This window comes from Bradyrhizobium sp. NBAIM08 (genome assembly GCF_020193935.1).
Lineage (GTDB): Bacteria > Pseudomonadota > Alphaproteobacteria > Rhizobiales > Xanthobacteraceae > Bradyrhizobium > Bradyrhizobium yuanmingense.
Window position 1 is genome coordinate 345,882 of record NZ_JADYVR010000003.1, and the last position, 20,068, is coordinate 365,949.

At 65.1% G+C, this 20,068-nt stretch carries 11 protein-coding genes; 4 read left to right on the forward strand and 7 right to left on the reverse strand.

Annotation, left to right across the window (positions count from 1 at the left end; all coding sequences use genetic code 11):
* Positions 1-20: 20 nt before the first annotated feature.
* Together I6F37_RS12550 and I6F37_RS12555 are read left to right on the forward strand one after the other, a co-directional pair.
* Positions 21-2,744: a sensor histidine kinase KdpD gene (locus tag I6F37_RS12550; protein ID WP_225112101.1), complete on the forward strand. Its 2,724-nt coding sequence runs from the start codon at positions 21-23 to the stop codon at positions 2,742-2,744.
* Positions 2,741-3,430, forward strand: a complete 690-nt coding sequence (locus I6F37_RS12555) for a response regulator transcription factor (RefSeq protein ID WP_109144771.1) — start codon at positions 2,741-2,743, stop codon at positions 3,428-3,430. Before I6F37_RS12550 ends, I6F37_RS12555 begins: the two co-directional genes overlap by 4 nt.
* Positions 3,431-3,550: 120 nt before the next feature.
* On the opposite strand, the gene I6F37_RS12560 is transcribed toward I6F37_RS12555, so the two are convergent.
* Positions 3,551-4,435 carry a Ku protein gene (locus I6F37_RS12560; RefSeq protein WP_036027319.1) on the reverse strand — a complete coding sequence of 295 codons (885 nt, stop codon included), beginning with the start codon at positions 4,433-4,435 and terminating at the stop codon, positions 3,551-3,553.
* A gap of 118 nt (positions 4,436-4,553) precedes the next feature.
* Between I6F37_RS12560 and ligD the strand changes: the two genes are divergently transcribed.
* Complete coding sequence (ligD, locus tag I6F37_RS12565; RefSeq protein ID WP_225151339.1) at positions 4,554-7,229, forward strand: DNA ligase D; 2,676 nt, start codon at positions 4,554-4,556, stop codon at positions 7,227-7,229.
* 131 nt (positions 7,230-7,360) lie between these two features.
* Here ligD and I6F37_RS12570 read toward each other — a convergent pair whose 3' ends face one another.
* Positions 7,361-7,525, reverse strand: a complete 165-nt coding sequence (locus I6F37_RS12570) for a DUF3309 family protein (RefSeq protein ID WP_009798696.1) — start codon at positions 7,523-7,525, stop codon at positions 7,361-7,363.
* A gap of 180 nt (positions 7,526-7,705) precedes the next feature.
* On the opposite strand from I6F37_RS12570, the gene I6F37_RS12575 reads away from it, so the two are divergent.
* Entirely contained in the window at positions 7,706-8,023 is a 318-nt protein-coding gene (locus I6F37_RS12575) for a polyhydroxyalkanoic acid system family protein (protein WP_036007246.1), read from the forward strand.
* Between the two features lie 2 nt (positions 8,024-8,025).
* Here the strand turns inward: I6F37_RS12575 and treY are convergent, their stop codons facing one another.
* From treY to treS, 5 genes are read right to left on the reverse strand one after another with little or no spacing between them, the layout of a single operon-like run.
* Complete coding sequence (gene treY / locus I6F37_RS12580; protein ID WP_225151341.1) at positions 8,026-10,812, reverse strand: malto-oligosyltrehalose synthase; 2,787 nt, start codon at positions 10,810-10,812, stop codon at positions 8,026-8,028.
* Between the two features lies 1 nt (position 10,813).
* A complete protein-coding gene (treZ, locus tag I6F37_RS12585; protein WP_036027309.1) occupies positions 10,814-12,565 on the reverse strand; it encodes a malto-oligosyltrehalose trehalohydrolase in 1,752 nt (583 codons plus the stop codon).
* Complete coding sequence (gene glgX, locus I6F37_RS12590; protein ID WP_225151343.1) at positions 12,562-14,640, reverse strand: glycogen debranching protein GlgX; 2,079 nt, start codon at positions 14,638-14,640, stop codon at positions 12,562-12,564. Before glgX ends, treZ begins: the two co-directional genes overlap by 4 nt.
* 3 nt (positions 14,641-14,643) lie before the next feature.
* Positions 14,644-16,782, reverse strand: a complete 2,139-nt coding sequence (gene glgB, locus I6F37_RS12595; RefSeq protein WP_036007258.1) for a 1,4-alpha-glucan branching protein GlgB — start codon at positions 16,780-16,782, stop codon at positions 14,644-14,646.
* Positions 16,775-20,068 (reverse strand): maltose alpha-D-glucosyltransferase, encoded by a 3,294-nt coding sequence (gene treS / locus I6F37_RS12600; RefSeq protein ID WP_036027304.1) that lies wholly within the window; start codon positions 20,066-20,068, stop codon positions 16,775-16,777. The genes glgB and treS overlap by 8 nt, the downstream gene beginning before the upstream one ends.

Genomic DNA, 20,068 nt, shown 5'->3' on the forward strand with positions numbered 1-20,068 from the left:
CGGATGATTATACTGGCAAGATGGTCCGAGAGCGCCGCGATCCCGAACAACGTCCGTCACCGGAGGCCCTGCTGGAAGCGGCGCGCCGGGAGGAGGGTGCGAGCGGCAGGCTGAAGATCTTCGTCGGCGCCGCTCCCGGCGTCGGCAAGACCTATGAGATGCTGCAAAGCGCCCAGGCCAAGCGCAAGGCCGGCATCGATGTCGTGGTCGGTTTCGTCGAGACCCATGGCCGTGCCGAGACCGAGGCGCTGCTGCGCGGCCTCGAAGTGGTCCCGCGCAAGAGGCTGGACTACCGCGGCCAGATCGTCGAGGAGATGGACCTCGACGCGGTGATCGCGCGGCGGCCGCAGATTGCGCTGGTCGACGAGCTCGCCCACACCAATGCATCCGGAAGCCGCCATCCCAAGCGCTATCTCGACGTCGAGGAGCTGCTCTCGCACGGCATCGACGTCTATACCGCCGTCAACATCCAGCACATCGAGAGCCTGAACGACGTCGTTGCCCAGATCACCCATGTCCGGGTGCGCGAGACCGTGCCGGATTCGGTGTTCGACCGCGCCGACGCGATCGAGCTGATCGACCTCACGCCCGACGACCTGATCCAGCGCCTGAAGGAGGGCAAGGTCTATGTGCCCAAGCAGGCCGAGCGGGCGCTGGAGCATTATTTCTCGCCAGGCAATCTCACGGCGCTGCGCGAGCTCGCACTGCGGCGCACCGCCGAGCGGGTCGACGAGCAGCTGCTCAACCACATGCAGGCGAATGCGATTCCGGGGCCCTGGGCCGCGGGTGAGCGCATCCTGGTCTGCGTCAGCGAGGACCCGCGCGCGGCCGGCCTCGTGCGCTACACCAAGCGATTGGCCGACCGGCTGCATGCGCCGTTCACCGCGATTTCGATCGAGACGCGGCGATCGCTGCAATTGTCCGACGAGGAGCGGGATCGACTGGCCGATACGCTGCGGCTCGCGGAATCGCTCGGCGGCGAAGCCTTGACCATTCCCGCCGTCGGCCGCCGCATCGCTGACGATCTCATCGGTTTCGCGCACGGCAACAACGTCACCCAGATCGTGATCGGCAAGTCGACGCGCTCGCGCTGGTTCGAGATGACGCGCGGCTCGGTCGTGCACGATCTGGTGCGCCGTGCGGGCAATATCAGCGTTCACGTCATCCCCGGCAGCGAGCTTTCCGGAGAGGCCGCGCCCAAGATGGCGGTGCAGACCGCCGCACGATCCGAGCCGTTCGATTCCTTGCCTTTTCTCAAGGCGCTTGGGATCGTGCTAGTGGGTCTCGGCGCTGCCAAGCTGATCCAGCCCTATTTCGGTATCGAGAACGTCGATCTCGTGCTGCTGACCTCGGTCGTCGCAGTTGCCGTGCGCTACGGCCTGTGGCCCTCGCTGTTGGCCACGGTGGCGGCTTCGCTCTGCTACAATTTCTTCTTCATCCCGCCGATCTACACCTTCACGATCACCGACCCGACCAATGTCGCCGCTTTCGTGCTGTTCATGGTGGTGGCGATGATCGTCTCCAATGTCGCGGCACGCGTGCGCATCCAGGCCGACACCGCGATCGGCCGGATCAGGATGACCGAGCAGCTCTATGCCTTCAGCCGCAAGCTCGCCGGTACTGCCACGCTGGACGACGTCTTGTGGGCCAGTGCCTACCAGACCGCATTGATGCTGAAGGTCCGCGTGGTGCTGCTGTTGCCGGATGAAGGCCTGCTGACGGTGAAATCAGGCTATCCGCCCGAGGACGAGCTTGACCAGGCCGATCTTGCCGCCGCCAACTGGGCCTGGAGCAACGATCGTCCCGCCGGTCGCGGCTCGGATACCTTGCCGGGCGCCAAGCGGCTGTTTCTGCCGATGCGCACCGGGCGGGGCCCAATCGGTGTGATCGGCATCGACAACGATCGCACCGGCCCGCTGCTGACGCCGGACCAGCGGCGGCTACTCGATGCGCTGGTCGACCAGGGCGCGCTCGCGATCGAGCGTGTGCTGCTGGTCGAGGACATGGACCGCGTCAAGCGCACCGTCGAATCCGAGCGGCTGCGCTCGGCGCTGTTGACCTCGATCTCGCACGATCTGAAGACGCCGCTCGCCTCGGTGTTAGGGGCGGCCTCCACCATGCGCGATCTCGCCGGCGCGCTCTCGGACACCGAGAAGCGCGATTTGCTCGCCACCGTGATCGACGAATCCGAGCGGCTCAACCGCTTCATCGCCAATCTGCTCGACATGACCAAGCTCGAATCCGGCGCCATCGTGCCCAACACAGCGCTGCACGATCTCAGCGAGATCGTCGGCAGCGCGCTCCGGCGCGCCAGCAAGATCCTCAGCCGCCACAAGGTCGAGCTGGTGCTGGCCGCCGATCTGCCGATGCTCCAGCTCGACGCCGTGCTGTTCGAGCAGGTGCTGTTCAACCTGCTTGACAATGCCGCGAAATACGCGCCCCCCGAAACCACGATCTCGATCCGCGGCCGGCGCGACAGCGCTCATGTCGTGCTCGAGGTCGTCGACGAGGGCGCCGGCATTCCACCGGACGAGCTCGAGAGCGTGTTCGACAAGTTCTATCGCGTGCAGAAGGGCGATCACGTCCGTCCCGGCACCGGGCTCGGGCTTGCCATCTCGCGCGGCTTCGTCGAGGCGATGCGCGGCACGATCTCCGCCGCCAATCGCAGCGAGCGGAGCGGCGCGGTCCTCACCATTCGCCTGCCGGTTCCGGCAGAGAGCCACGCATTGGATACCGCCGCATGAGCGCTGCTCCGATCAAGGTCCTGGTCATCGACGACGAGCCGCCGATCCGCAAATTGCTGCGAATGGGGCTGACGACCCAGGGCTACGAAATCCTGGAAGCGCCGAACGGCAAGACGGCGCTGGAGAAACTTGGCGAGGAGCCGGCGCTGATCATCCTGGATCTCGGCCTGCCCGACGTTCAGGGCCATGAGCTGCTCCGCACCATCCGCGCCCGCAACGACGGCGTGCCGATCGTGGTGCTGTCGAGCCGCGGCGACGAAGCCGGCAAGGTCCAGGCGCTCGATCTCGGCGCCGACGATTATCTCACCAAGCCGTTCGGCATGGAGGAGCTGCTGGCGCGCCTGCGCGCCGCGCTGCGTCACCAGCTTCAGGTCAAGGGCGAACGCCCGGTGTTCCGCACCGGCGATCTCTCGGTCGATCTCGTCCGCCGCATCGTCAAGGTCGGGGAGCGCGAGGTGAAGCTCTCGCCGAAGGAATATGACCTGTTGCGGGTGCTGGTGCAGCACGCCGGCAAGGTGCTTACCCACCGCTTCCTGCTGAAGGAGCTGTGGGACGAATTGACCGACGCGCAATATCTACGCGTCTATGTCCGTCAGCTTCGCCAGAAGATCGAAGCCGATCCGGAGCGGCCGCAATACGTGCTGACGGAGACGGGGATCGGGTATCGGCTGAAGGCGGGGGAATAGACCCCGGCTGTCATTCCGGGACGCGCCCGTTGGCGCGGGCCGGAATCCATTTCTCTGCCCGTCGCGCTTGGCACGATGGATTCCGGGCTCGATGCTTCGCATCGCCCCCGGAATGACGAGCTAACCCGCCTTCCTGTGCCTTGCCGTCGACCGGTGCGCCTTCTTCGCGCTGCGGTGCCGTCCGGTCGCGCGCCGCGCGTGCGACTTCGCCGCCGACTTCTTCCCGCCGCGTCCCTTCAGGCTCTGCTTCAGTGCGTCCATCAGGCTGACGACGTTGCTCGGCCGTTCCTCGGGCTCGGGCAGCTCGATCTTCTTGCCGCTGGCCTTGCGCTTCACCAGGGCCTTCAACGCGTCCTCGTATTCGTCCTTGAACTTGCTGGGATCGAAATGCGCCGCCTTGGTCTGCAGGATGTGGCCGGCGAGCTCGACCATGTCCTTGGTGATCTTCGGGCTCTTGATGTCGTCGAAGAACTGGTCCTCCTCGCGCAGCTCGTAAGGGAAGCGCAGCGTGGTGCCGAGCAGGCCCTTGCCGCGCGGCTCGATCGCCATGACGTGCTCGCGATTGGTCAGAACGATCTTAGCGAGCGCCACGCGCTCCTGGTCCTTCATGGCGTCGCGGATCACCGCGAAGGCGTCGACCGCGGCCTTGCCGTCGGGGGCGATGTAGTAGGGGTGGTTGAGGAAGCGCTGGTCGATCTCCTCGCGCGGCACGAAGCTCTCGATGTCGATGGTGTGATTGCTCTCGATCTGGACTGCCTCGAGCTCCTCCGGTTCGATCTCGACGTATTTGCCCTTGCGCACTTCGTAGCCGCGGCCCTTCTGGTCGCTCTCGACGACGTCGCCGGTCTCGGAATCGATCATCTGCTGCTTGAGCCGGTTCCCGGTCTCGCGGTTGATCAGGTGAAACCGCGTCTTCTCGGCCGCGGTGGTCGCCGGATAGAGCACGACCGGGCAACTGACCAGCGACAGCTTCAACGTTCCCTTCCAGTAGGCGCGCGGGGCCATTCCATTCTCCAGCGTTTTCAAGGCGTTTTGGAACCCCAACCGTCCCATCGGGTTTTGGTTCCGGGCGGGACTTTCGCCGTGATAGGCTTCAAGTGCCGAACGAGAAGCGGGACTGGACGTGCTGCAGAAACTCTCCACCTACCGACAGAAGCGGGACTTCGAGAAGACGCCGGAGCCTTCGGGCAAGACCGCCGTGGCGCCATCGAAACAGCGGCGCTTCGTCATCCAGAAGCATGATGCGACCCGGCTGCACTACGACCTCCGGCTCGAATTCGACGGCGTGTTCAAGTCCTGGGCGGTGACGAAGGGGCCTTCGCTTGATCCCCACGACAAGCGGCTGGCCGTCGAAGTCGAGGACCATCCGCTCGATTACGGCGATTTCGAAGGCACGATTCCGGAAGGCCAGTACGGCGGCGGCACCGTGATGTTGTGGGACCGCGGCACCTGGGAATCGGACGATCCGGAAGCCGGCTTCAAGAAAGGCGACCTGAAGTTCACGCTCCATGGCGACAAGCTGCAGGGAAGCTGGGTCTTGGTGCGGATGCGCAACCGCGGTGGCGAGAAGCGGACCAACTGGCTCTTGATCAAGCATCGTGACGAGTATGTCCGCGAAGGCGCGGACAACGATATTCTCGAGCAGGACAAGTCCGTCGCCTCGGGCCGGGCGATGGAACAGATCGCGGAGGGAAAGGGCCGCGCGCCGAAGCCGTTCATGCTGGCGAAGGGGACCAAGGGCAAGGCCGACGCGGTCTGGCAGTCCAACCGCGCGGAAGAGACGAAAGGGCGGACGGTGAAGCCGTCGCCGCGCACCGCGTTGAAGGGCGGCAAAGCGGCGAAGAAAACTGCCGCGACCGCGACGAGGGCTAAGACGGTGTCTGAGATGCCGGATTTCGTTGCGCCGCAGCTCTGCACGCTGGTCGAGCGGCCGCCCGGAGACGAGGGCTGGTGCCACGAGATCAAATTCGACGGCTATCGCGTCCAGCTCCGGGTCGAGGACGGCGAGGCGACGCTGAAGACGCGCAAGGGACTCGACTGGACCAGCAAGTTCGCCTCCATCGCCGAGGAAGCCGCCGCGCTGCCGGAGGTGATGATCGACGGCGAGATCGTCGCGCTCGACCATAACGGTGCGCCGAACTTCTCCTCGCTGCAAGCTGCGCTGTCCGACGGCAAGACCGATGACCTGATCTTCTTCGCCTTCGATCTGCTTTTCGCGGAAGGGCAGGACTACCGTCGGCTGCCGCTTGGGGAGCGCAAGGCGCAGCTCAAGAAGCTGCTGGAATCGCGCAAGCGGAAATCGACTCAGATCCGCTATGTCGAGCATTTCGAGAGCGGCGGCGATGCGGTGCTGCAATCGGCCTGCAAGCTCGAGCTCGAAGGGGTGGTGTCGAAGAAGCTGAACGCGCCGTATCGTTCGGGGCGCACCGAGAGCTGGGTCAAGTCGAAATGCCGCGCCGGACACGAGGTGGTGATCGGCGGCTACAAGACCACCAACGGCAAATTCCGTTCGCTGATGGCAGGCGTGCAGCGCGGCGATCATCTCGCCTTCGTCGGCATGGTCGGCACCGGCTTTGGCGCTGATAAAGTCAAGCGCATCATGCCGGCGCTGAAGGCGATTGAGAGCAAGGAAAGCCCGTTCGGCGGCAAGAACGCGCCGAAGAAGACGCGGGACGTGCATTGGCTGAAGCCGGAGCTCGTCGCCGAAATCGAGTTCGCGGGCTTCACGGCCGACGGCAATATTCGCCAGGCGGCCTTCAAGGGCTTGCGGCAGGACAAGGCGGCCGAGGAGGTCGAGGCCGAGACGCCCGTCGACACCGAGCTCGCCGAGCCCCGGGCCAGGAAGACGGCGCGCACCAAGGCGGGCGGGCGCTCGAAGCAGGCCGCTCAAAATGCCGAGGTCATGGGTGTCGTCATCTCCAAGCCGGACAAGGAGCTCTGGCCGGATGACGGCGATGGTGGTGCCGTCACCAAGCTGGATCTTGCCCGCTACCTCGAAGCCGTCGGCGAATGGATGATCGTGCATCTCAAGGGCCGGCCCTGTTCGCTGATCCGCGCGCCCGACGGAATCAAGGGCGAATGCTTCTTCCAGCGCCATGCGATGCAGGGAACGTCGAACCTTCTTGAGCTCGCGCGGGTCTCCGGTGACCGCAAGCCGTATCTTCAGATCGACCGGATCGAAGGGCTCGCCGCGGTGGCGCAGATCGGCGGCGTCGAGCTGCATCCCTGGAACTGCGCGCCCTATGCCTATGATACCCCGGGCCGCCTGGTGTTCGATCTCGATCCCGCCCCTGACGTGGACTTTCCCGACGTTGTCGAGGCCGCCAAGGAGATGCGGCAGCGGCTCGCTGATATCGGCATGGAGAGCTTCTGCAAGACCACCGGCGGCAAGGGCCTTCACGTCGTGGTGCCGCTGCTCCATGGCGCGCGCGACAAGGTGAGCTGGAAGGAAGCCAAGGCCTTTGCGCAAGGCGTCTGCCAGTGGATGGCGGACGACGATCCCGAACGCTATCTGCTCAACATGTCGAAGAAGCTGCGCAGGGGAAAGATCTTCCTGGATTATCTGCGCAACGACCGCATGTCGACGGCGGTGGCCCCGTTGTCGCCGCGCGCGCGCGCCGGCGCGACCGTGTCGATGCCGGTCACCTGGGCGCAGGTGAAGAGCGATCTCGATCCGAAGCGCTATACGCTGCGCACCGTGCCGGCCCTGCTGGCGCGATCGAAGGCGTGGGAGGGGTATGAGGATGCAGCCGTGTCAATCAAGGCCGCGATCAAAAAGCTGGCGGGGAAGGTGAAGTAGGTCTGTCGCTGTTGCGCCGAAGGCAGGTCTCGTAGGGTGGGCAAAGCGAAGCGTGCCCACCACCTTCTTTCGTTCGAACGAAGAGGTGGGCACGGCGCATTGCGCCTTTGCCCATCCTACGAAGTCTGCATCTAGATCCTTCCCATCAGGATCAGGATCAGCAGAATGACGATGACGAGCCCGAGGCCGCCGCCGCCGTAATAACCGGTGCCGTAGAACGGCCCGCCGCCGATGCCGCTGAAGCCGCCGAGCAGGGCGATGATCAAGATGATCAGAATGATCGTGCCGATTGACATACGAATCTCCTCCAGCCCTTCGTAAGAAGGGTCTTTGCAAACCTGTCCCGTTGTGCGGGAGCAACTTGCCGTAGGTTGTAAAGTTCCGACCTTGAAACACGGCCGGGGGATCAACTTGCATGGAACCTTTGTTGGTCGACCCGGCATGATTATGTGACGTCAGTCAGAAGAGGCAGGACCATGTCAGCACCGCTCGTCGTCTCGATTCCGCATCGTCTCGGCCGTGAGGAGGCGGTGCGCCGGCTCAAGACGGGGCTCGGCCGCGCCGCGGCGAGCATTCCGGTGATGCAGGTCGAGGAGGAACGCTGGAGCGGCGACACTATGGCCTTCCGCATCCGCGCGCTCGGCCAGGTCGCGACGGGGCAGGTCGATGTCGGCGACGATCAGGTCCGGGTCGAGGTGGTGCTGCCCTGGCTGCTGCAGCGCTTCGCCGAGATGGCGCAGGCCACGATCAGGAAGCGCGGCCAATTGCTGCTGACCAAGGACGGGGAGAAGTAACTTCAGGCGCGCACGCGTTGCCGCGGCGCCCTGACGGCGTTCGCCGTTCGGGCCGCGATGATCAAGGCAGGACAGTCACGGAAGGCCTGCGCGAGCGGCAAGTCGTTGCCGGCAAGGCCGGGCACGGCATAGCCCGTGATGTCGATGGTGGCGTCGATAGCTTCGGGTGCGGGCCATTCCCGGCCGGCTTGGGTGAACGGCGTGAAATGACGGCCGACGACGACGATCGCGGCGGCGCGGCCATGACGACGCGCGAAGGCGATGACATGGTCGGCATGGGCGCCCCGTACCTCAAGCGGCTGGTAGTCGCCCTGCGCGAAGACGTCGGCCAGCTCGTTGCGCAGCTTGAGCAGATGCCGCGTCCAGGCCAGCTTGAGCTTGCCGTCCGGCCAGCTCTTGATCAGGCCGCTCCAGTCCGGCGCTTCCAGTGATGTCAGCGCCGCGTGGCGTGCGGCGAAGTCGACCGGGCGGCGGTTGTCGGGATCGACCAGCGACAGGTCCCAGAATTCGGTGCCTTGATAGAAGTCCGGCACGCCCGGAAGCGTCGCCTTGAGCGTGAGCTGGCTCAGCGAGTTCAACGTGCCGAGCAGCGCGACGCGGCGCGCCAGCGTCTGCAAGGCCTGAAGGAATTCCGCGGACTGGTCGGGGTCGAGGATCTTCGCGATGAAATCGCGGATCCCGTTCTCATACGCTTCATGAGGGTTGAGCCAGCTCGTCTCCTCCTTGCCCTCGCGCGCGGCCTTGAGGGCATAGGCCTGGATGCGCTCGATGAAGGCGGCATCGGCCGGCGCTTGAAGCGGCCAGGCGCCGAGCAGGGTCTGGTAGAGCATGTATTCAAACGTTGCCGACGGCGCGCGGAAATTGCCGTGCAGCGTGAGGTGCGGCGCGTTCAGCACCTTCCAGCGCGCCACTGCGCTGGTCCATTCACCGGGAATCTCGCTGAGCGATGCGATGCGCGTGCGCGCATCCTCACCACGCTTGGTGTCGTGGGTGGCGGTTGCCGTCATGCCTTGCGGCCATTCCCTGGCGCGGGCCTGCATGGCCTGGTGGAAGGCGGGAATGCTGAGGCCGGTGCTGGCGGGGTCGCCGCCGACCTCGTTCAGCGCCAGCAGCCGGTGGAATTGATAGAACGCGGTGTCCTCCAGCGACTTTGCCATCATCGGGCCGGTGAATTGCTGCACCTTCAGCGCGAAGCGGCGCACGCGCGGGGCGCTGTGCGGCGGGCGGCCCGGCTTGAGCAGGTCCATGGTCAAGGCATCGCGCAGGAAGTCGAAGATGCCTTCGTCGGCGGCGAACCAGTCGCGGCGGGCGCGCGCGATGGTGTCGTCGATCAGCTTGCGGTCCGCTGCGGTCGGGCCACTATGCGTCAGGTAGGTACGATAGACCGGGAAATGCAGCACATAGAGCTCGAGCGCCTGCCGCAGGCTGTCGGCCGAGAAGTCACGCGTCGAATAATGGCCGTTGGCGATGCGCGCGAGCAGGCGCGTCAGCACGGTGAACTCGCTGGTGAGCAGCGTCTCCAGCACCCGCCGCTTGGCGTCCTTGACGTAAGGCACAAGCCGCGGCGGCCGGTTGCTGATCTGCCGCCAGGTCTCGTCCAGCGCCTCCAGTCCCCTGGGATCGACCAGCACGTGGGTGATGACATTCATCCATTCATAGCCCGTGGTGCCCTGGACGCCGGCGAAATGCGGCAGGCGCTCGTGCTCGCATAGGATCTTTTCGATCACGGTGTAGAAGGGCTTTGCGTTGCCCTGCGCGTCGCGCACCAGGCGGCGCAATCGCTGGCAATACTGGGCCGGGTCACGCAGGCCGTCGATGTGATCGAGCCGGATTCCCTGCAATTTGCCGTCGGCGATGAGCTGCTTCACCAGCCGGTGCGTAGCGGCAAACGTGCTCGCGTCCTCGACGCGCAGGCCGGCGAGGCCGTTGACGTCGAAGAAGCGGCGATAATTGATGTCGCTGGACGCAAGCCGCCAATGCCCGAGCTTGTAGTGCTGGCGCTCCAGGAGATGATGCAGCGTCAGCGTCTGTGCCGGGCGGTCCTTGCCGGCGCGATAGGCGGCAAGGCCGCGCTTGATGATGTCGGCGGCGCCTGCGATCTCCTTGAGCTCGGACTTGAAGCCGGGAGCTTCCTTGCGATTGGGGCGCCGCAGCCCCGAGTAGCGGGTCGCGAGCGACAGCAGGTGCTTGCCGGGCTCCGTTTCCGCCGTGTCCGCCTCCTTGACGACGATCCGCAGCATCTCGCCATAGCGCTCCGGCGCGATCGGTAAGCGGTGCTCGAAATACCAGGCGGAAAAAGTCCCTTCGTCCGGGTCGTAGCGCAGCTCGATATCGCCGCGCTCCAGCGCCTCGCCGTAGGACGAGCCGAGGATCGGCAGCAGCACGCCGCCGCGAGCGCGGTAGGCCAGCTGGTCCCAGTCGATGTCGAAGGACGCCGCGTGCGGCGAGGCCTGGCCCCATTCCAGCACGTCGAGCCACCACGGATTGTCGGCAAAATGCACGCCGACATGGTTGGGAACGAAATCGATGATCAGCCCGAGATCGTGGTGCTGAAGCGCCTGGCTCAGCCGCGTAAAGCCGGCCTCGCCGCCGAGCTCGGGATTGAACTGGCCGTGATCGACCGTGTCGTAGCCATGGGTCGAGCCTTTGCGGGCCTTCATCACCGGCGAGGCGTAAAGATGCGTGATGCCCAGCGCCTTGAGATACGGAACGACCGCGGCGGCCTCGTCGAAATCGAAATCCGCGGTGAGCTGGAGCCGGTAGGTCGCGAGCGGAATGGCGGGAGGCATTCTAACCTCCGAGGCGCCAGACCACCGACCAGGGCGTGAGCCGCTCGCCGGCGCCGCCGCCCCAGATCGGCGTGCCCGCGCTGACGCTGGAGGTGATCTCGTGATCCGACAGATTGGCGACAAGACGCAACGTGGTGCCGTCGCCCATGCGCCAATGTGCGGTGACGATGCCGTTGTCGGCCGCCTCGGCATCACCGAAGCTTGCGCCCTTCAGCCGCGGCACGATCTGCTTGCGACGGACGCCGAGCAACTCACGCACCAGCGCGAGCCGCGCATCCTGTTGCGGCGTGCGGCCGGTCCAGTCGAGCACGGCCGATTGCAGCGTTGCCGGATCGAGCGGATCGGGCACCTCCTCGCCGTATTTCTCGTAAGCCCAGGCATATTCGCGCTTGCGTCCCTTGCGCACGGCATCGGCGAGTTCGCCCTGGAAATCGCAAAAGAACGGGAAGGGGGCCGTCGAGGCCCATTCCTCGCCCTGAAACAGCATCGGCACCATCGGCGCGAGCAGGGTGACCGCGAGCGCGGCCTCGATCTGCTGTGGCGATGCCAGGCTTTCCAGCCGCTCGCCCAGCGGGCGATTGCCGATCTGGTCGTGGTTCTGCAGGAAATTGACGAAGGTCGCCGGCGGCAGCTGGCCGCTCGGCTCGCCGCGCGGCTTCTTGCCCCAGAATTCCGAGATCTCGCCCTGATAGACGAAGCCGGAGGCGAGCGCGCGCGCCAGATCCATGCGCGGCGTCTGGTAATCGCCATAGTAGCCGGCATGCTCGCCGGTCAGCATCACGTGCCAGACGTGATGATAGTCGTCGTTCCACTGCCCGCGATATTTGCCGTTCGGCGGATCCTGCGCGGCATCGAGCAGGCTGGCGCGGTTGTCGCCGTTCTCCAGCACGAGATGGATGTGACGTCCCGTGGCCTTGGCGAGCTCGCCGGTGGCAACGCTGAGGTCTTGCAGCATGGACTGCTCGCCCGGGACAGCCATGATGTGGTTGGCGGCGTCGAGCCTGAGGCCGTCGAAGCGGTAGTCGCCGAGCCAGGACAGCGCGTTCTCCACGGCGAAGGCTCGCACCTGCGGCACGCGATAATCGATCGCGCTGCCCCACGGCGTGTGCGCATCGGTGAAGAAGGTCGGCGCATAGCGGCCGAGGTAGTTTCCTTCCGGACCGAAATGATTGTAGACGACGTCGAGGAACACCATCAGCCCGCGCAGATGCGCCTCGTCGATCAGCGTCTTCAGGTCTTCGGGCCGGCCATAGGCGCTGTCCGGCGCGTACCACAGCACGCCGTCATAGCCCCAGCCGCGGCGGCCTGCGAAATCGGCGAGCGGCATCAATTCCAGCGCATTGATGCCGGTCGCGGCGAGGTGATCGAGCTTGTCGATCATGGCGCGGTAGGTGCCGTCCTGTGTGAAGGTGCCGACATGGGTTTCGATCAGCACCGTCTCTTCCCAGGGACGGCCGCGCCAATCGCGTGCGCGCCAGACGAAGGCATCGTGATCGATCACCTCGCTCGGGCCGAACACGTCGTCAGGCTGGAAGGCCGAAGCGGGATCCGGCACGTCGATGTCGTCGTCGATCCTGAACTTGTACTTGCTGCCAGATGACAAGCCGGCGATCTCGGCGACGAACCAGCCATCCTGCCGGCGCTGCATCGCGTGCCTGCGGTCGAGCAGGAGATCGACGCGGCGCGCGGCCGGCGCCCACAGCCGGAACGACACGCCGTCCTTGGTCGGCCTCGCCCCGAAGGATGGCCTCATAGTGCGCCTGCGAAGGCGAGCACGGAGCGCGGCGGCGCCTTGCTGTCGCTCCCGGGCAGGAAGTCGATCGTATTCAGCTTGGCATCGGTCGTGTTCAGCAGCTGCTGCCAGCTCTTGTATTCGGTCATTTTGGGCAATTTGAATGCGATCTCTTCGGGAGCGGCGTTCAGTACGATAAAGATCGCAGCGCCGCCCGGTTCCATCGGGCCCATCACATAGGAGAGAAACCGCCCATCCGGGAATGTCCAGTCACTCTCCGTCATCTCGTTGCCGGCGGGCGTCAGCCACAATGCGCCGTAGGAGACGCCGTCCTTGGGGCGGCCGTCGAGCCAGCGATGGCTGCGCAACTGTGAGAAACGGCGGCGGATGTCGGCGAGCTGGGCGACGAAGTCGATCATGTCGTCGCCGTCCTTGCCGAGATTGTCCCAGCCGACCCAGCCGACCTCGTTGTCCTGGCAATAGGCGTTGTTGTTGCCGGATTGCGAGTTGCCGACCTCGTCGCCGGCGAGGATCAGCGGAACGCCCTGGGCCAGCATCAGGCAGGCCAGCACGTTCTTGCGCAGCTGGCGGCGCAGGCTGATGATGCCAGGATCGTCGGTCGGGCCCTCGACGCCGCAATTGTTGCTGTGATTGTCGTTGGAGCCGTCGCGATTGTCCTCGCCGTTGGCCTCGTTGTGCTTCTCGTTGTAGCTGAAGAGGTCGGCGAGCGTGAAGCCGTCGTGGACGGTGATGTGATTGATGCTGGCGCGCGGCCGCCTTCCGTCGTGGTTGAACAGATCGGACGATGCGGTCATGCGGCTCGAGATGTCGCCGATCAGGCTGCCTTCACCGCTCCAGTAGCGGCGCATGGCGCTGCGATAGCGGTCGTTCCATTCCGACCATTGCGAGGGAAAGGCTCCGACCTGGTAGCCGCCGAGGCCGAGGTCCCACGGCTCGGCGACGAGCTTGACCGTCGCCAGCACCGGGTCCTGCCGTACCGCGGTCAGGAACGAGCTGCCGCGATCGAAACCGTTCGGCCCGCGCGCCAGCGTGGTGGCGAGGTCGAAGCGGAAGCCGTCGACATGGCAGACCTCGACCCAGTAGCGCAAGGAATCCATCACCATTTGCAGCACGCGCGGATGGGTGAGGTTCACCGACGAGCCGCAGCCGGTGAAGTCGTCGTAATAGCGCGGGTTCTCGCGGTTCAGCCAATAATAGGAGGCGTTGTCGATGCCGCGATAGCACAGCGTCGGACCGAGATGATTTCCCTCGGCGGTGTGGTTGTAGACGACGTCGAGCATCACTTCGATGCCGGCATCGTGCAGCCGCGCCACCGTAGTGCGGAAGGAATCGAGCGCGTTGTCCTGGGCGTAGCGTGGCTCGGGCGCAAAGAACGACAGCGTGTTGTAGCCCCAGTAATTGGCGAGCTTCTTTTCCACCAGGATGCGGTCGTCGACGAAGCTGTGCACCGGCAGCAGCTCGACCGTGGTGACGCCGAGCTTCTTGAGGTGATCGATCATTGCCGGTGAAGACAAGCCGCCATAGGTGCCGCGCAGATTCGGCGGCACGTCCTCGCGCTTCTGGGTCAGGCCCTTGACGTGGGCCTCGTAGATGATCGTGTCTTCCCAGGGAATATTCGGCCGGATCTCGCGGCGGCCCCAGTTGAAGGTCTCGTCGACCACGACGGCCTTGGGCATGCCGCGCGCATTGTCGCGCCGGTCGAACGACAGGTCCTCGCGCGGGCTTCCGGTGCGGTAGGCGAAATGCGCATCGCTCCAGACCAGGCGCCCGGCAAGCCGCTTGGCGTAGGGGTCGAGCAGCAGCTTGTTGGCGTTGAAGCGATGGCCGTGCTCGGGCTCGTAGGGGCCGTGCACGCGAAAGCCGTAGAGCTGGCCCGGCGCGACGTCGTTGAGATAGCCATGCCAGACGTCCTCGGTCTTTTCGGGCAGCTCGATGCGCTCGAGCTCGCGGCGGCCTTGGGTGTCGAACAGGCAGAGCTCGACCTTCTGCGCGTTGGCGGAGAACAGCGCGAAATTGGTGCCGCGTCCGTCCCAGCTTGCGCCGAGCCGTGCGGGCGATCCGGCAGTCAGGCGCATCGATCAGCTTTCCGGAACGAGAAAGATCGCAGCCAGCGGCGGAATGGTGAGGCGCAGCTCGCCGCCCTCGGCATGGACCTCGCCGACATTGCCGACATTGCTGCCGCCGTAATGGGCGGAATCGGAGTTGAGAACTTCCTTCCACTTGCCGCCGAAGGGCACGCGAACGCGATAGTTCTGGTAGACGTTAGGCGAGAAGTTGACGATGACGAGACACCGCGCGTGCTCGTCGAATCCCTTGCGCAGCCAGGCGAAGACGTTGCGGTTGGCATCATCGGTGATCAGCCATTCGAAGCCGGCCTGCTCGCAATCCATCTGGTGCAGCGCCGGAACCGCGCGATAGAGCCGATTGAGGTCGCGGATCAAGGCCTGGACGCCGGAATGGACCTTGTATTCGAGCAGGTGCCAGTCGAGCGACTGGTCGTGATTCCATTCGCGGCTCTGCGCGATCTCGGCGCCCATGAACAAGAGCTTCTTGCCGGGATGGCCGAACATGAAGCTGTAATAGGCGCGCAAATTGGCAAAGCGCTGCCACTCGTCGCCGGGCATGCGGCCGAGGATCGAGCGCTTGCCGTGCACGACCTCATCATGCGACAGCGGCAGGATGAAGTTCTCCGAGAACGCATAGTGCAGGCCGAACAGGATCTCGCCGTGGTGATGCTTGCGGTGGATCGGATCCTTGCTGATGTAGTTCAGCGTGTCGTGCATCCAGCCCATGTTCCACTTGTAGCCGAAGCCGAGCCCGCCGAACTCGACCGGGCGCGAGACTTGGGGCCAGGCGGTGGACTCCTCGGCGGCGGTGGTCGCCTGCGGGAAGCGGGCGAACACTTCCGTGTTGAAGCGGCGCAGGAAGTTGATCGCCTCGATGTTCTCCCGCCCGCCATATTGGTTCGGGATCCAGGCGTCGGGCGGCCGGCTGTAGTCGAGATAGAGCATGGAGGCGACCGCATCGACGCGCAGGCCATCGATGGCGTAACGCTCCATCCAGAACAGCGCATTCGACACCAGGAAGTTCGTCACTTCAGTGCGGCCGTAATTGTAGATCAGCGTGCCCCAGTCGAGGTGGCGGCCCTGCAGCGGGTTGGCGTGCTCGTAGAGCGCGGTGCCGTCGAAATGGCCGAGCCCGTGCGGATCGTCGGGGAAGTGACCCGGCACCCAGTCGAGCAGCACGCCGATGCCTTCGCGGTGGCAGGCATCGATCAGGGCGGCAAAATCCTCGGGGCCGCCGAAACGGCTGGTCGGCGCATAGAGGCCGGTCGGCTGATAGCCCCAGGAGCCATCGAACGGATGCTCGTTCACGGGCAGGAATTCGAGATGGGTGAAGCCCATGTCGCGGGCATAGGCCGGCAGCTGCTCGGCCAGCTCGCGATAGGTCAGCCATTCATTGTTGTCCTTGCGCCGCCACGAGCCGAGATGCACCTCGTAGATCGACATCGGCGCCGACAATGCGTTGATGCCTTCAGGCGCCGGGCGCGGTCGCGGCAGGCGCGCTTCGTCGAACACGATCGAGGCCGTCTTCGGCCGCAGCTCGCTGGCAAATGCCATCGGATCGGATTTCAGCGGCAGCAGATGACCATGCGGTCCGACGATTTCAAACTTGTAGTGATCGCCGGCCTTCGCATGCGGGATGAACAATTCCCAATAGCCGTTGCCGCGCACCCGCATCGGATGGCGCCGCCCGTCCCAGTAGTTGAAGTCGCCGACCACGGAGACGCGCCGCGCGTTCGGCGCGAGCACCACGAAGCCGATGCCGTCGACGCCCTCGAGCCGCATCGGATGCGCGCCGAGCTTGTCGTAGAGGCGCTGATGGGTGCCTTCGCCGAGCAAATAGAGGTCGAAATCGGTCAGGATCGGCGGAAAACGGTAGGCATCCTCGAACTCGACCACGTCGTTGCCGAACTTCGCGCGCAGCTGGTAGTGCTTCGAGCCGTTGGGCAGGGCGCCGATGAACAGGCCGGAATCGTGGACGCGATCGAGCGGCGCGACCTCGCCATGGTCGCCGACTGCCTCGACATTGGTGGCCTCGGGCAGAAACGCGCGGACAACGCTCTTTCCGCCCTCGGGATGCAGCCCGAGATAGTGGAAGGGGTCGGAGTGGCGACCTTCGATGATCGCGTAGGCTTCTGCAGGCAGTTTAGGCATGGGCTTCGCTCTCGGCACTTGACAGAATGCGAAGCAGTCCGGTCAGCGGCGCATGCAGCCCCTCAGGCCGGCGGGACAGCTCGTACTCTACGTCGTGGAACGCTCGATCCAGGAGGAAAAATCTCAACAGGCCTTCCGCGCAGGACCGATCGTCCGGCCACAGCCTCCGATCGGTCATGGCTTCGCGGTAGGCGGACAGGAAGGTCGCGGTGGCGCGCTCGCGCCATTCGTCGAGGGCGGCCGCGAGCCGGTCCTGCTCGTCGGAAGCACCCGTGAGCGCGCGGCTCAGCGCCACGTTTACAGAAAGGTCGATGGAATGGATCAGGCCGGCGACGTCGCGCGCGGCCGGCGCCTTGCGGCGCTTGTTGGCCAGCGGCACACGCGGATCGCCGTCGAAGTCGATGATGAAGATATCGTCCTTCACGATCAGAGTTTGCCCGAGCCGGAAGTCGCCATGATGACGGATGTTCAACCCGCCGATCTCGGATGGCAAGAGCGCATTGAGGCGGTCGAACAGGTCCGCGCGTGCAGCGATGAGCCGGTCGATCAGGGGCCGGTCCATCTCCCGCAGCCCGTCGCGGCTGTCGGCAAGCAGCTCGAGAATCCGCTCGGCACGCGCCTTGAGGTCGGAGAGCGCAGCCTTGATCTGGGCGGAGTCGATCGGCTCCGGGGCGAGATCGGCGGGCTCTGCCGCGGTGAGAGCGACATGCAGCTCGGCGAGCCGCCGGCCGATCTGCGCGATGAAATGCAGATAGGGCGCCTGCTCCTGGGTTTCGCGCGGCATCTCATCGGCGGGCGCCACGCGCTGCTCGTCGATATAGCGGTCGAGATATCCGGTCGTCACGGTCCAGCCGTCGCCCTGGTTCTCGACATAGGCATGCAGCACGCCGAGCGCGCTTCGCTGGTTGCCGTCGACCAGCTCGACGCTGCCGAGCAGCGCCGGCGTATTGGCAAAGCGGGCGACCTCGGTGAGATAGTAGCCGATCTCGATCTCGGGGCTGATGCCGCTCTCCAGCCGCCGATAAATCTTGGCAACGTACTTGTTGTCGACCAGCGCGGTACTGTTCGACTGTTCGATGGCGCGGATGCGTTCGGGCTCCTTGATGGTGTAGTCGGCGAAACGGCTGGTCGCCTTGAACTCGAGCCGCAGATTGTTCTCGTCCACCACCAGGTTTTGCGACAGCCCTCGTAAGAACAGACCGATGAAGATCTGCTCGGTCGCGACGTCGAGGAGCGTGCCTTCGCGTGCGCCCTGGCGGACGGCGGCGAGCGCCTTCGGGTTGAAGCGCTCGCGGTCGAAACGCACCCATTCGATCTGCATGGGCATCACGTACCGCGTCGTCACCTCGTCCCGCGTCGTCTCGAAGAACGCGATCCAGGGTCTGTTGTCGCCGATGTCGCTGAACGGTACCGCGGAGGTCAGCGTGGTCCGGATGTGCTTGGGATTGTTCTCGGGATACCAGCGCGTCCGTGACAGGAAGCCCGGCAGCACGTCGCGCTCGAACACGCCGCGCTCGCGGGCGAGCGAGACCCAGTTCGAGTTCACCGGCACGACCAGCGTCTCGAATTCCGGCACCGCGCGCGGCACCACCGGCTCGGACTTGTCGCGCTCCTGCAGCTGGAACCAGTAGAAGCCGTACGGCCCCAGCGTGATCATGTAGGGCAATTCGCCGATGGCGGGAAAGCGCGTGCGGCCGAGCATCTCCTGCGGGATGCGGTCCTTCCACGGCGACAGGTCGAGCTCGGTGGCCTGCGCGGCGCGCGACAGATTGGCGACGCAGAGGATCACCTCGTCGCGGTATTGGCGGACATAGGCGAGCACGGCGCGGTTGGCCGGGCGGATGAAGGTCATGGTGCCGCGGCCGAAGGCGAGCGTCGACTTCCGCACCGAGATCAGCCGCTTGGTGGCGCTGAGCAGCGAGGACAGGCTGCGCGACTGCGCCTCCACGTTGACGGATTCATAGCCGTAAACGGGATCCATGATCAGCGGCGCGTAGAGGCGGGCGGGGTCGCAGCGCGAGAAGCCGCCGTTGCGGTCCGGGCTCCATTGCATCGGCGTGCGGACGCCGTTGCGGTCGCCGAGATAGATGTTGTCGCCCATCCCGATCTCGTCGCCGTAATAGATGATCGGCGTGCCCGGGAAGGACAGCAGGAGCGAGTTCATCAGCTCGATCTTGCGCCGGTCGTTGTCCATCAGCGGCGCAAGGCGCCGGCGGATGCCAACATTGATGCGCGCGCGGGGATCGTTGGCGTAGGTGGTCCAGAGATAGTCGCGCTCGACGTCGGTGACCATCTCCAGCGTGAGCTCGTCGTGATTGCGCAGGAACAGCGCCCATTGGCAGCTCGCCGGGATATCCGGCGTCTGGCGCAGGATGTCGGTGATCGGGAAGCGGTCTTCCTGGGCGATCGCCATGTAGATGCGCGGCATCAGCGGGAAGTGATAGGCCATGTGGCACTCGTCGCCACGGCCGAAATATTCCTGCACGTCCTCCGGCCATTGATTGGCCTCGGCCAGCAGCAGCTTGCCCTTGGAATACGCGTCCAGCTCCTGGCGCAGGCGCTTGATGATCGCATGCGTCTCGGGCAAGTTCTCGTTCGAGGTGCCCTCGCGCTCGCACAGATAGGGAATGGCATCGAGGCGGAAGCCGTCGACACCGGCATCGAGCCAGCGCTTCATCACCTGGATGATGGCACTAACCACGCGCGGATTGTCGAAATTGAGGTCCGGCTGGTGCGAGAAGAAGCGGTGCCAGTAGAACGCGCCGGCCTCCGGATCCCAGGTCCAGTTCGACTTCTCCGTGTCGGTGAAGATGATGCGCGTGCCCTGGTACTTCTGGTCCGTGTCGCTCCAGACGTACCAGTTGCGCGCGCTCGAGCCCGGATGGCTGCGGCGCGCGCGCTTGAACCATTTGTGCTGGTCCGAGGTGTGGTTGACCACGAGCTCGGTGATGACGCGCAAGCCCCGCTTCTGCGCTTCCTGGATGAACCGCTTGAAGTCCTTCATCGTCCCGAAATCGGGATTGACCGCGCCGTAATCGGCGATGTCGTAGCCGTCGTCGCGGCCGGGCGAAGGGTAGAACGGCAGCAGCCACAGCGCGGTGACGCCGAGCTCCTGCAGATAGGGCAGTCGCTCGGTCAGCCCGGCGAAGTCGCCGACGCCGTCATTGTTGCTGTCGGCGAAGGCTTTGACGTGGAGCTGGTAGATGATGGCGTCCTTATACCAGAGCTCATCTACGACCTCGGCAGCCTCAGCCTTCTTGGTATCGACGGAAGACAGAACATTCAT